The 12,299-nt window shown below is 62.3% G+C and carries 15 protein-coding genes; 5 read left to right on the top strand and 10 right to left on the bottom strand.

All coding sequences use genetic code 11. The features are described 5' to 3' along the window. Window positions 1-6: 6 nt before the first annotated feature. The 5 genes from N5P29_RS02790 to N5P29_RS02770 are packed head-to-tail and all read left to right on the top strand — an operon-like array spanning window position 7 to window position 3,856. A complete protein-coding gene (locus tag N5P29_RS02790; RefSeq protein ID WP_262277161.1) occupies window positions 7-801 on the top strand; it encodes a carbon-nitrogen family hydrolase in 795 nt (264 codons plus the stop codon). A 7-nt stretch (window positions 802-808) separates the two neighbouring features. Further along, on the top strand, window positions 809-1,492 hold the full coding sequence (locus N5P29_RS02785; protein ID WP_262277160.1) for a DUF2848 family protein: 684 nt from the start codon (window positions 809-811) through the stop codon (window positions 1,490-1,492). Next, complete coding sequence (locus N5P29_RS02780; RefSeq protein WP_262277159.1) at window positions 1,492-2,958, top strand: 4-hydroxyphenylacetate 3-hydroxylase family protein; 1,467 nt, start codon at window positions 1,492-1,494, stop codon at window positions 2,956-2,958. The genes N5P29_RS02785 and N5P29_RS02780 overlap by 1 nt, the downstream gene beginning before the upstream one ends. A gap of 3 nt (window positions 2,959-2,961) precedes the next feature. Beyond that, window positions 2,962-3,330 carry a cupin domain-containing protein gene (locus N5P29_RS02775; RefSeq protein WP_262277158.1) on the top strand — a complete coding sequence of 123 codons (369 nt, stop codon included), beginning with the start codon at window positions 2,962-2,964 and terminating at the stop codon, window positions 3,328-3,330. A 1-nt stretch (window position 3,331) separates the two neighbouring features. Then, on the top strand, window positions 3,332-3,856 hold the full coding sequence (locus N5P29_RS02770; RefSeq protein WP_262277157.1) for a flavin reductase family protein: 525 nt from the start codon (window positions 3,332-3,334) through the stop codon (window positions 3,854-3,856). A gap of 83 nt (window positions 3,857-3,939) precedes the next feature. On the opposite strand, the gene N5P29_RS02765 is transcribed toward N5P29_RS02770, so the two are convergent. The 10 genes from N5P29_RS02765 to N5P29_RS02720 form a co-directional block, all read right to left on the bottom strand. Further along, window positions 3,940-4,263: a putative quinol monooxygenase gene (locus N5P29_RS02765; RefSeq protein WP_262278494.1), complete on the bottom strand. Its 324-nt coding sequence runs from the start codon at window positions 4,261-4,263 to the stop codon at window positions 3,940-3,942. A gap of 59 nt (window positions 4,264-4,322) precedes the next feature. Then, entirely contained in the window at window positions 4,323-4,865 is a 543-nt protein-coding gene (locus N5P29_RS02760) for a GNAT family N-acetyltransferase (RefSeq protein ID WP_262277156.1), read from the bottom strand. A 100-nt stretch (window positions 4,866-4,965) separates the two neighbouring features. Continuing rightward, window positions 4,966-5,859, bottom strand: a complete 894-nt coding sequence (locus N5P29_RS02755; RefSeq protein ID WP_262277155.1) for a carbohydrate ABC transporter permease — start codon at window positions 5,857-5,859, stop codon at window positions 4,966-4,968. Next, complete coding sequence (locus tag N5P29_RS02750; protein ID WP_262277154.1) at window positions 5,859-6,884, bottom strand: carbohydrate ABC transporter permease; 1,026 nt, start codon at window positions 6,882-6,884, stop codon at window positions 5,859-5,861. Before N5P29_RS02750 ends, N5P29_RS02755 begins: the two co-directional genes overlap by 1 nt. Continuing rightward, the gene (ngcE, locus tag N5P29_RS02745; RefSeq protein ID WP_262277153.1) at window positions 6,881-8,290 is read right to left on the bottom strand and encodes an N-acetylglucosamine/diacetylchitobiose ABC transporter substrate-binding protein; all 1,410 of its coding nucleotides are present in this window, start codon (window positions 8,288-8,290) and stop codon (window positions 6,881-6,883) included. Before ngcE ends, N5P29_RS02750 begins: the two co-directional genes overlap by 4 nt. A 574-nt stretch (window positions 8,291-8,864) precedes the next feature. Next, window positions 8,865-9,275, bottom strand: coding sequence for an MmcQ/YjbR family DNA-binding protein (locus N5P29_RS02740; protein ID WP_262277152.1), 411 nt, complete (start codon window positions 9,273-9,275; stop codon window positions 8,865-8,867). Window positions 9,276-9,313: 38 nt separating this feature from the next. Beyond that, window positions 9,314-10,144, bottom strand: coding sequence for a polysaccharide deacetylase family protein (locus N5P29_RS02735; RefSeq protein ID WP_262277151.1), 831 nt, complete (start codon window positions 10,142-10,144; stop codon window positions 9,314-9,316). An 84-nt stretch (window positions 10,145-10,228) separates the two neighbouring features. Continuing rightward, on the bottom strand, window positions 10,229-10,654 hold the full coding sequence (locus tag N5P29_RS02730; RefSeq protein ID WP_262277150.1) for a CoA-binding protein: 426 nt from the start codon (window positions 10,652-10,654) through the stop codon (window positions 10,229-10,231). A gap of 107 nt (window positions 10,655-10,761) precedes the next feature. After that, on the bottom strand, window positions 10,762-11,508 hold the full coding sequence (locus N5P29_RS02725) for a hypothetical protein (RefSeq protein ID WP_262277149.1): 747 nt from the start codon (window positions 11,506-11,508) through the stop codon (window positions 10,762-10,764). Beyond that, window positions 11,505-12,059: an RNA polymerase sigma factor gene (locus tag N5P29_RS02720; protein WP_262277148.1), complete on the bottom strand. Its 555-nt coding sequence runs from the start codon at window positions 12,057-12,059 to the stop codon at window positions 11,505-11,507. The genes N5P29_RS02725 and N5P29_RS02720 overlap by 4 nt, the downstream gene beginning before the upstream one ends. Between the last annotated feature and the right edge of the window lie 240 nt (window positions 12,060-12,299).

Raw genomic sequence — 12,299 nt, 5'->3', positions numbered from 1 at the left:
ACACGCATGAAAATCGCACTCGTCCAGGTGGCAAGCCCGGACACCGAAAGCCGTGAGGACCGGATTGACAGGGTCGAAGCCCTTCTACGGAACATCACGGGCGCTGAGTTGATCGTGCTCCCCGAACTGTGGAGCGCAGGCTACTTCCACTTCGATGAATACGCGGACCTGGCAGAAACCCTTTCCGGCCCCACCCTTTCCATGTGCTCACGGGTGGCCAAGGACGTGGGTGTGCACCTTCATGTGGGCAGCATCATCGAGGCCGGAGAGAACGGGCAGCTCAGCAACACCTCCATCCTGCTGGGACCAGATGGCAGCGTGGTCCACACCTACCGCAAGATCCACGTCTTTGGTTACAAGTCCAAGGAAGCCGAGCTGCTCACGGCAGGAACCTCGCTGCCGGTAGTCTCCTTGCCGTTCGGGGCCACGGCCGGAATCACCTGCTACGACCTCCGCTTCCCGGGACTGTGGATGGAGCTCAGCACCCGCGGCGCGGAAATTGTAATTGTCCCGGCTGCCTGGCCCGCAGCGCGGCGCGAACATTGGCGGCTGCTCACCACAGCGAGGGCCTTGGAACACCAGATCTTCGTGGTCGCCTGCAATGCGGCGGGTACCCAGGAAGGCGTGGAGCTGGGAGGACACAGCCGCGTCGTCGACCCGGCCGGGAACGTTCTCGCGGAGGCTGACGCAGGCGGGTCCGTGCTCCTGGTGGAGATCGACCCGACCCAAGTCAGCACCGTCCGCAGGGAATTCCCCGTGATCAACGATCGCCTCGCCAGCTACCAAACCCTGACCGTTTAGGAGAACCATGGAAACAATACGGCAAGTCCCACTGACCTTCAGGGTGGTGGACACGGACACAACAATCACGCTCACGGACTTCCACGCAGTGGTGGCAGGCTACACGGGCCGAGATCCCAAGGCCGTGCAGCACCACATCGATGAACTCGCGGCCATCGGCGTTGCCCCTCCGCCGGAAGTACCCATGTTCTACCGGATGGACGCTGACCTCTTCGAGACCTCCGGCGAGCACGCCACCTCGGAGAACCTGACTTCCGGTGAGATCGAACCCCTGTACATCCGCCACGACGGCAAGTTCTACCTGGGCATCGGCTCGGACCACACGGACCGTGACATCGAGGCCGAGGACATCGGCGATTCCAAGCGTGCTTGCCCCAAGCCCGTCGCCGGTGAGGTGATCGCCGTCGAAAATCTCGAGAACCTGGACCTGGACCAATGCACTGCACGCTCCTGGGTGGACGGCGAGCTGTACCAGGAGGGTCCGCTGAGCGGCCTGCGCAAGCCGGCCGACGTCGTCGAACGCCTTCTGACGCGCACGGACATCGGCGACGCCGACTTCATGTGCCTCGGCGGCACCCTTCCCCTGCTGAACGGAAAGTTCGTCGACGGAACTTCCTGGAAGTTGGAGCTCTCGTTCCCGAATGGGACCACCATTGAACATAACTACAAAATCAAGAAAGGCTCACTCTGATGAGGACCGGAAAAGAGTATTTGAAGTCCCTGAACGACGGCCGGACGGTGATCCTCGACGGCGAGGTGGTCGGCAACGTGCTGGAACACCCGGCCTTCGCCAAGGTTGCCCACACCATGTCCGAACTGTTCGACATCGCAGCCGATCCCGCCAACGGCATGCAGTTCCACTCCGAGGAGATCAACGGACCGGCCAACCGCACGTTCGCCGCTCCCCGAACTCAGGAGGAACTGGTCCTGCGCCGCCAGGCCATCGAAACCTGGGCCAAGCACACGCACGGCTGGGTAGGCCGGAGCCCTGACCACGTCGGTACGTTCTTCGCTGCATTCGGCTCGCACCCGGACGTCTTCGCCAACGAGGAACGCGACTTCGCCGGCAACGTGGAGCGCTACTACAAGAAGGTCCTGGCCGAGAACCTGTACCTGTCCTATGCGATCATTCCCCCGCAGGTCTCCCGCGCAACCACAGCGTCAGGGTGGGAAGGCGAATACCTGCAGGTCGGCGTCGTGCGTGAAACCGAGGAGGGCATTGTTGTCCGCGGTTCGCAGATGCTGGCCACCGGCGCGGCTATTGCGGACGAAGTCTTTGTCACCTGCATCAAGCCGCTGGGGCCGGACGACGTCGATTTCGCCGTCAGCTTCGCCATTCCGGTGGCGACGGACGGCCTGAAGCTCTACTGCCGCCGCCCATTCGCACCGGCGGCCACCAGCGACTTCGACTACCCGCTCACCAGCCACTACGACGAGCCCGACGCCCTGGTGGTCTTCGATGACGTCCTCATCCCGTGGGACCGGGTGTTCATCAACCGGAACATCGACACCCTCCGCCGGCAGTTCTTCGACACCGGCGCCCACGCCCTCGGCAACTGGCAAGCCCAGATCCGGTTCTCCACCAAGCTGAAGTTCATCGCTTCGGTGGCCCGCAAGGTCACGCAGGTCAACGGTACGGACAAGATTCCGGGCGTCCAGGAGAAGCTCGGCGAGCTGGCCGCGATTGTGCAGTCGGTCGAGTCGGCGGTCCTCGCCGCCGAATACACCGCAACGACGGACGACGCCGGCATGCGGGTTCCGGGGAAAGCTGCACTTTACGGGGCCATGGGTCTGCAGTCGGAGACGTACCCCCGCGTGATCTCGATCCTCCGCGACCTGGTGGGCGGCGGCGTACTGCAGCTGCCCTCAAGCATCGCGGACATGACCAGCAGCGTGACCCGCCCGGACATGGAACGCTACGTCCAGTCCCCCGGTGTTGCCAGTGAAGAGCGGGTCAAGCTGTTCAAGCTCGCTTGGGACATCATCGGCTCCGAATTCGCCGGCCGGCACCAGCAGTACGAGATGTTCTACGCCGGAGCGCCGTTCGTGGTCCGTGGCGCCTACACCTACCGCAACTACGGCTATGACGCACTGGTGGCCGAACTGGACAAGTTCCTGGGTTCGTACAGCATCAACTCAGAATCGGAAGGAATCTAAGCCATGGCAAAGCCCGAATTCGAGTTCACCCCCGTTTCCTCGGTGGAGTTCGCGCCCTGCAACCCGCACATCGAGGGCTTGTCCGAGGCGATCCTCGCCCGGGACTCCGACAATGACTCCGTCACCCGGATCCTGAAGTTTGAGCCAGGCACGGACACCTCCCCCAATGGTGTCCTCACGCATGACTTCTGGGAAGAGGTGTTCATCTTCGAGGGATCGTTCGTGGACCAGCGCTTGGGCAAGACCTTCAAGGCCGGCGACTGGGCCACCCGGCCGCCAGGCATGGAGCACGGCCCTTGGGTTTCGGAAAACGGCGCCAAGATGTTCGAAGTCCGCTATTACACGGATTCACCAGCAGACCGGAGCAATTGACATGAGCCTCGCACCGCTTTTCACTGTTCCCGATGCCATGGGAATGCGCCGCGCCATGGGCCGCTTCCTCACCGGCGTTGCCGTCGTGACCACCAAGCACGAGGACGAGCTCTACGGCATGACCATCAGCTCGCTCACCTCCATCAGCCTGGAGCCGCCCATCCTGATGATTTCGCTGAACTTCGGCACCCGCACCGGTGACGCCTTGCTGGAAAGCGGCAAGTTCGCCGTCTCCATCCTCGGCTCCAAGCAGGAGTCCATCGCGCGCCGGTTCGCGGTGCGCGGCGGAGACCGTTTCGGCGAAGGAGACTTCGACGTCACGGAAAGCGGCTTGCCGGTGATCAAGGGCGCCCTCGCCCAGGCGGACTGCACCGTGGTGCAGACGTACGACGTCGGAGATCACCAGGTCTTCTTCGGACAGGTCACCACGTGCCGGGACCGGGACGGCGAGGTGCTCGCCTTCAAGGCCGGCCGCTTTGGCTCCTTCAGTGACTTCGGCCACGCCGAGATCCCCTGGATGTTCTAGCCGGCTCCGTGAAAGCAACGCGGGGTCACTTATGGCCCATAAATCCCCTTGGGATGGGCCATAAGTGACCCCGCGTTGCTGTATTACGCCTCGATGGTCAGCTCGCCCATACGGTCCCAGCCGCTGCCTTCGATCTGGCGGCTGATGATCTGGGGCGTCTCGGCGAGGGCCTGGGGCATGTCGGCCATGGCCTTCTTGAAGTGCGCGCTGTTGACGTGGGCCTCGGCGGCGTCATCCTGGAAGGCTTCCACCAGGACAAACTCGTTGGGTTTCTCCACACTGCGGGACCAGTCGAACCACAAATTCCCCGGCTCAGCGCGGGTGGACTCTGTGAAGTCACCAACCAGGTCCAGCCAGCGGTCGGACCAGTCGGGCTTGACGTTGAACTTGACCACAATAAAGATCACGGTTGCTGCCTTTCGTTGCACTACGGTTCCCTACCATCCTGTCAGAAAGCTAAGGATGCTTAGTCGTGCAGGATGATCTGGTACAGGTTGTGGTCCTGCCAGGCCCCGGCGATGTTCAGGTAGTTCGGTGCCATGCCGATCTTCCGGAAGCCGGCTTTCACCAGCACCCGTTGGGAGCCAACGTTGTGCAGCAGGGTCCCGGCCTCGAGCCGATGGAGCCCCAGCTCGCTCCGCGCCTTCTCCACGATCACCCTGACCGCGGCACTCGCCAAGCCGCCGCCGGCGTAGTCCTTATCAACCCAATAGCCCAGTCCCCCGCTCTGGAACGGACCACGAACAATCCCTGCCAGGTTGAACCTGCCCACGATCGCATCACCGGCCAGCAACGCCAAAGGGAACTGCTCCCCTGCCTCGTGGGCGGCCAAACGCTTGGCAATGTCGGCCGCCTGCCATTCCTCAGTGAAGTAGTCCTCGGAACGCACGGGCTCCCAGGAAGCCAGATGGTCCCGGTTGCGCACGTACGCAGACGCGAGCGCGGCGGCGTCACCAGGACGCAGAAGCCGCATGATGACATCGTCGCGTAGCAGGCAGGGTTCGAACATCAGCCCATGCTACGTCAACGCCCGACGGCGGCCCGCACCTCAGGTGCTGACCGCCGTCGGGCGTTTTTTAACTCGCTTGAGTTTATTCAGGGTTCCAGAATTACTTCATGGTGCCCTGCGACACGGAACCTTGGAGCTGGCGCTGGAAGATGATGTATACGATCAGGACCGGAACCACAGTGACTGTCACCGCCGCGAACAATGCCCCGAAGTCCACGGCGTAACCCATCTGGCCCGCGAAGGCCGCCAGGCCCTGGGACAGGACGCGCGGACCGGCCGCGTTGATGGAAACCGGGATGAGGAACTGGTTCCACAGGCCCAGGAAGTTGAAAATGGCTACCGAGGCGAGACCTGGCTTGGCCATCGGCAACATGACCTGGAAGAACGTCCGCCACTCCCCTGCACCGTCCAATGCCGCGGCCTCGGTGATTTCGTGGGGCAGCGACTTGAAGAAGGAGAACAGGAAGAAAACCGTGAACGGCAGGGCGAAGCCGACATACACCAGGATCAGGCCGGGCAAGGTGTTCAACAGGCCCATGTTCTTCAGGACGAAGAACAACGGCACCATGGCCAGGAAGATCGGAAAGGTCAGGCCGGCGAGCATCAGGTAGTAGATCGCCCTGCTGCCAGGGAAGGTGTACCGCGCCAGCACGTAGGCACACATGGCGCCGAGGACCATCACGATCACCAGTGCGGAGCCTACAACGATCACGGAGTTCAGGAAGTAGCTTCCGATCCCTGCTTCGCTCCAGGCCTTGACGTAATTGTCGAACCGCCACACGGATGGCAGCGCGAATGGCGAGGCAAAGATCTCACTGGAGGTCTTGAACGAGGACATGAACGTCCAAAGCAGCGGAAGAATCACGATCAGCGACCAAATGGTCAATGCGGCGTGCGAGACGGCGCCGACCACCTTGTCGCCGGGCGTGGTTGCCGGCGTCCTGGGCTGGAAGTGGAGGGATTTCATTTCCGGAGATGCGACCTTGGTAGTCATCAGTTGCTCACATCCTTGTCGCCGCCGGTGAGCCTGTTAACCGCGAATACCAAGCCGGAGAAGATCAGGGTGGTAATGGCCAGGACGACGCCCATGGCACTCGCCAGCCCGAACTGGCCCTTGCTGAAGGCCGTGAAGAACAATTGCTGTGCCATGACCAGCGTGGAGTTGTCCGGACCACCACCGGAGTTCAACGCCGCCATGTATACGAAGGCATCCAAGGCCAGGATGCCCATGTAGATGTAGGCGGTCTGGATGTTGTCGCGGATCAGCGGGATGGTGATGGACACAGCCGTGCGGAAGCGGCCGGCGCCATCAATCCTTGCGGCTTCGAAAAGCTCGGCAGGAATGCCCTTGATACCCGCGACGAACAGGACCATGTAGAAGCCGACAAAGCCCCACACGATCACGAACATCGTGGCAATCATGGCCGTGTCCTTGTTGCCCAGCCAGGCGAAGTCCTTGAACTGTTCCAGGCCTATCCCCCGAAGGATGCCGTTGAGCAGGCCGCCCGAGGGATCGTAGATCTGGCCCCACATGATGCCGATGGCGATGGCCGGAATCGTGTACGGGAAGAAGGAAACCACGCGGTAAAAGCTTGAGTTCCGCAACCCCTTGATCTGGCCCTTGCTGCTGCCGCCCACCGTCACCATGGTCGCGAGGACCAGGCTCAAAATTATGGTGACGATCGGCAGGACGATCACCAGGAGGATGTTGTTGGACATGGCCTTCATGAAGATGTCATCCGTGAAGATCTTGGTGTAGTTCTCAAAGCCAATGAAGTTCGGGTTGGGTGAGAAGCCTGACCAGTCGGTCAATGAGTACTGGAAGGCCTGGATGAAAGGCCAGATCACGAACAAGAGGTAGATTGCCAGCGGCAGCCCGAGGAACACCGCAAAGAAACTGACTTTGTCCCAAGTCAAGGGCTTCCGCCGCCTCTTGACCAACTGCGGTGGCGCCATCGCCGGAACGACGGCGGCCAGGCCGTCGTCGTTCCGGCTCTGCTGTGTTTTCACTACGGTCACTTCACTTCGATCTTCTTGACCGAGCTGTCGTTGCGGACCTTGTCGGTGATGTTCTGAAGGGCGGACGTCAGGGTTGCGACGTCCGACTTGCCGTCCAGGAAGGTGTTCCAGACGACCAGCTGGTCCTTGTTGGTCCCGTAGAGGTCAATGAAGTTCCAGGTGTAGACCTTGTCGCCGGCGTCGCCCAGCATCTTGGTCTGCGACACCAGGGCGGTGGAACCGAAGCCGTCGGCCGGGACGGTGTCCTTGACGATGGTCGGTGCCAACTTGGTCTTGGCAAAGTTGGTGGCTGCTTCCTTCGACAGCATGATGCGGAGCATTTCCTTGCCACCGGCAGCGTTCTTGCCCTGGGACGGGACAATGTAGGGCTCGCCGGCGGCGCTGTGGATAGCGGTGTACGGCATCTTGGGGCTGGCAGTGACCGACGGTGCCGGAGCACCCATCATGTTGAAGCCTGCCTTGGTCTGGTCCTTCATCTCGTTTTCGATCCAGGAACCCGACGGGTAGAACACTGCCTCCTGGGCGTTGCTCCACTGTGCCTGGGCGGCCGTGAACTGGGTGCCCGAGCCGCCCGGCTTGAAGAACCCGGCCTTGACGATCTTGTCCAGCGCCGTGAAAACGGACTGGATGGCCGGGTGGGACCAGCAACCCTCCTTGAGGTTTTCCAGCCCGAGGCGGACTTCGTCCCCACCTTCCTTGATGGCGGAGGCGATGGCGAGTTCCTGGTAGTAGGTGGCGGCTTCCTTGCCCCACACGAACAGGTACTTGCCCTTGGCCTTCGCCTGCTCGCCGAGCGCGTACATTTCATCCCACGTCTTCGGAACGGTCCAACCGTTTTCCTTGAGCAGGGAATCGGAGTACCAGACGGCGTAGACGGTGAGCACGTAGTTCAGGGCTGCGAGCTTGCCATCGAAGGTACCCGGAGCCAGGACGCCTGTGTACAGGGTGTCCTTGATGACCTTGCCTTCGAGGTTCTTCGCCTCGACGACGGGGGTCAGGTCCTCAAGCTGGGCCAGGATGGTGCTGAAGCCGATTGCCTTGGCACCGGAGTTGTCGATCAGGTCCGGCGGGTTTCCGCCAACGAAGCGGGGCTGGAGTTCCTGGGCGATATCCGTGGACGGGGCGATCTTCGCGGTGGAACCCGAGTGCGTCTTTTCAAAGATCTTGCCGGCAAAATCTACATAGTCGATGCCGTAGCCGCCCTTGAAGATCACTGCGTCAAGAGTGGCCTTGTCCGCCATTCCGAACGGGTTGGTGTCAGAGACGGTGCCGGTGGGGCCGGTGTTAGTGCTGCCGCCTCCGGCAGCACAGGATGCAATGGTTCCCCCCATGGGCACGAGTACGGCTGCTGCGAGTGCTCCGCGCAGGAATCCACGGCGGCCGACGGACTGGTGCTGAATGGTCATTTCAATACCCCTTTTGTGACTCGTAAGGCCGACTCCGGCGGCTGGGGGCCGTCCAGTCGGACAGTCTGGGCTGACGCTCTGGCAGCACCAACCTTCGTGTGACATACTTCACCACGAATGATCGAAAATCAATATTTCTCAGCAGTTTCGATCAACATTTGTCAAAGCGTGATCTTTTCATGGTCCCTCTGCAAGGGTCTTTCCAAACTCGGTCGCTGCCACGCGGGTCAGTGCCCTGGAGTGCCAAGTTCCGTGTCTTTCCGCCGAAGTTGCGCTCCTGGACACCCCCGGAATCGCCGGCGTGAGGTTGTCGTCACCAGGCAGAAACATCCGTGAGTCCGCGCGCAAAGCAATCATCCATCGCTTGCTTCGCTCATCGGCGGCAATGGTGGCATGTTCCGGGGCTTTAAGCATGGTTTTCGGCTCAGTGCACTCGTAGGACATTTCGCAGATGGTTCCGCGTCTTCTTATCCAGCATCACACCGCTCCTGACCAGCCATCGGCTGAAGTCTTTAGGTACGCAGTATCAATCTAGTCCCATGTCAGCGCCCTGGGGAGGGGCTGGCAGGGCGCGTCAGCTGCCCTGCGGACGTGCCAGCCGCGCCCACCCCAGCTGTTCCTGTTGCTTTCGGCTCAGGGTAGCCACCACCAGGTCATAGGAGTCCTCCACCATGTCCCGGACCATGCCATCCGGCAGGGCGCCATCGAGGCGGACGCCGTTCCAATGGGTCTTGTTCAGGTGCCAAGCTCCGGTGATCTCCGGGTGCGCGGCCCTCAGCTGCTCGGCAAGGGCAGGCTCGCACTTCAGGCTCACGGACCAGTTGCCCGGGTCCATGGCGGAGAGCGCGAACATCTTCGCTTCGTGCCTGGCACCACCGGCTACGGCCGCGCGCACTTTGAACACGGACGTCTCGGGACCAAACGGAAAGTCCTCGAAGGCGCCCGGAAAACCAAGGCAGATTTCACGGAGCTGGGAAACGTCCATGGAGGGAGCCTACTGGCTTGTCACCGCCGCAGACACTCCTACGCCACCCCCAGAAAATCCTCGAGCAACACCACTTCCAGCCCCGCGGCCAGTTGTGCCGCCCGGAAAGCAGCGAGGTCGGCGGCAAACTCAGCCCTGAAATGCATGAGCACGATGTCGCCGGGACGGAGCGAGTTGCCCACCTGGTAGTCCATTTTTCCCGCGTTTGCCTTGGCTTCCCACGTGATGATCGCTTTCATCCCCGCATCGGCGACCGCTTGGCGCATCACGTTGGAGTAAGCGCCACCGGGTGGACGGAAGAGCGTTGGCCGGCGACCGAACTGCTGGAGGGCGTAATCCTGCATGCCCGCGATGTCGTTGAGCTGCTGCTGGTACCCCCATTGCCGCACCATATTGATGTTGTGGGTTACCGTGTGGTTCTCCACCAGACTGCCCTGGGCCTTGAACGCATTGAAGAACGCAGGATTCTCCGCAATGGTGTCCTTTGTCAGGAAAAGGGAGGCCGGGTAGTCGTACTCGGCCATGAGCTTGACCGACTCCGGGGTTTTTATGTTCCCGTCATCGATAGTCAGGAACACCACGGGGTGCTTCGTGGGAATCTTGGTGATGACCGGCGCCAGGCCGCCGGCGATCGGTGGCAGTTGGAAGTCTGGAATGAAGGTCCGCCGGATCCGCTTGGTCGCTGTGGGCGTTGGAGAAGGAGTGGGCGTCCCCGAAGGGGAGGCAGCGGCCGTCGCCGCATCGCTGTCAGTGGGGTCCGCCGTCGAACTTTCCGCCCCTGCAGCCGGTGTGCAGGCAGTCAGGCCGGCCACTACGGAAGCGCCGAGGATGCCTAAGGCCGCCCGTCTGCTGGGAACGGAAAAAGGCACTGAAGAATGGTCGCCACACATGGCTTTCCCCCGGGGCTAGAGAGATGAGTCAGCAGCAATGTAGCAGACGGAAATGACTCCGCATCACAGGCCGTATTGCCAGCCTTCACGCGCCGGGCACGAATTGACCACGACGTCCAGGCCCGCGTCCCGGGCGCGCTGCGTGGCGTCGTCGTCAAACACGCCGAGCTGGAGCCACACGGCTTTGGCCCCGACCGCGATGGCCTGGTCGATAACCGCGCCTACGCGCTCGGAATTGACGAAGCAATCCACGACGTCGATCGAGTGTTTTTCGGGAGGAATGTCGGCCAGGCTTTTGTAGCCTTTTTCGCCGTGGACGTCCTCGCCCTTGAGGTTGACGGGGATGATCTCCATGCCCATCTTGTCCCGCACATACAGCGAAACATCGTAGGCAGAACGCCACTCGTTGTTACTGAGGCCAACTATGGCCCACGTACCCTTTGTCCGCATCAACCGCTCGACGACGGCGGGATCGTTGACATGCATCATGAGCCCAGCCTAATGCCGGCGACGCGCAGGAATCACGGCTGATGCCCGTGGCACTCCCTAGCGTTCCACCGGTTTCTTGGCCTGCTTCAGCTTTGCGGCCTGGGCTTTCAGCTGCCCCACGGGCAGTTGTTCGGCGACTGGGGGAAGGGCCAGGCCGGGCGCGGCCGGCTGGTTCTGCGGCAGGGGGCGGGCTTGGGCGCAGCTGTGGTGGGGCCGGGAACAGCAGCGACCGGTGCAGCAGCAGCCGCATAGGGCGGGCCCGGTACGACGGCGGCGACCGGGTTCGGTTGGACCGGTTGCGGTGCCGCCGCGGGCACCTTCGCCGTGACCGGCACCGGCGCGCCGGCCGCCACCGGGCCGGGCGGAGCGGGCTGGCCTGGTTTCACGGGCTGGCTTGCTTGAACAGGCTGGTCCGCCTGCATGTCTTGCGGGATCGCAGCGGGATCTGCAGATGGGGCAGGGACAGTGCTCACTTTGGGGGCATCCGGGGCGAGCAAGACGGGAGTCCCCGCAGCCCGCTGGGAAGCGAGGCCCTCCCAGAGTCCTTGGACGGACGGACTACGCGTAAACCCGGAGCTCGCGGCAGCGACGCCGCTAACACCAAGTCCCATCGCCGCCACTACCGCGACGCCAACAACGGCAGTGCGGTGCTTGTGCCTCCAACGGCGCTTGGAGACGTCATCGTGCGGTCCGGCGAGCATGGCCGCCAGCTCTTCGCCGGGCTCGGGTGCGGCTGCCCCGGCGAACTGGCCCATGGCCACAAGCGCCTGGCGAAGGTCACGGGCGTCGCCGAGATCGGCGTCGAGCAGAAGCTCGTCCACGATCTGTTCGCGTTCCAAATCCTTGAATGTCACGACGACACGTATTCCTTTACTGCCGAATGCTCACGAAGGGCGATAAGTGCCCGCCTTTGCAGCTGCTTCACTGCGCCGGCGGACTTCCCCATGATCCCGGCCACTTGCTCCACGGTCAGGCCTGCCACGATCCGCAGCGTCAACACTTCCCGTTGTTCTTCGCCCAGGAGTTCCAGGAGCGACATCACTTCGTAGGGCGCGAACCGGAGCATGGCTTCGGATTCAGCAGAGCTCGACTCCCTCGCGTCCCGCTCGGGCTCAAACTCATGCTGATCCGGAGCCCGGCTTTCCTTCCGGTGCTCGTCCACCATGCGGGCATGGGCGACCGAGAAGATAAAGGTTCTCAGGCCACTGACGCCCCCACTGATCCCGTCCAATCGAGGCAGGACCGCCAGGAAAACGTCCTGCGTGGTTGCTTCCGGATCAGCGACGCCCTTGGCCGTCAAATATCCCAGGACCTGGCCCGCATACGCCTGGTAGACAGCGCTGAACAGTTCCGCGTTATTGCCTTGGAGTGCGTGAAGCGCTTCGTCGGTCAATGCGTCGGTCACAGAATTGGGACTTTCGATCGGCGGCTGGTCCAGGCTGGGAGCCAGGTCATCCGCCTTTCACAACGGGCGACCTCACCAAGGGTAGCTGCTCTGCCGGGCCAGCCAAAGGAGAAACTCCCCGAGCCGCGGTAACTCCCGGACATGGAAGAGCCGAGCTGGAAGATGATGGGGGACAAATTCCAACTCGGCCCTTTCACTGACGTAATCGTCAGGGCACCCCAAAGGGTTACGCAAAAGTAG

It is taken from the genome of Paenarthrobacter sp. JL.01a (assembly GCF_025452095.1).
Taxonomy (GTDB): Bacteria; Actinomycetota; Actinomycetes; order Actinomycetales; family Micrococcaceae; genus Arthrobacter.
This window is presented reverse-complemented; position numbering and strand designations above follow the sequence as displayed.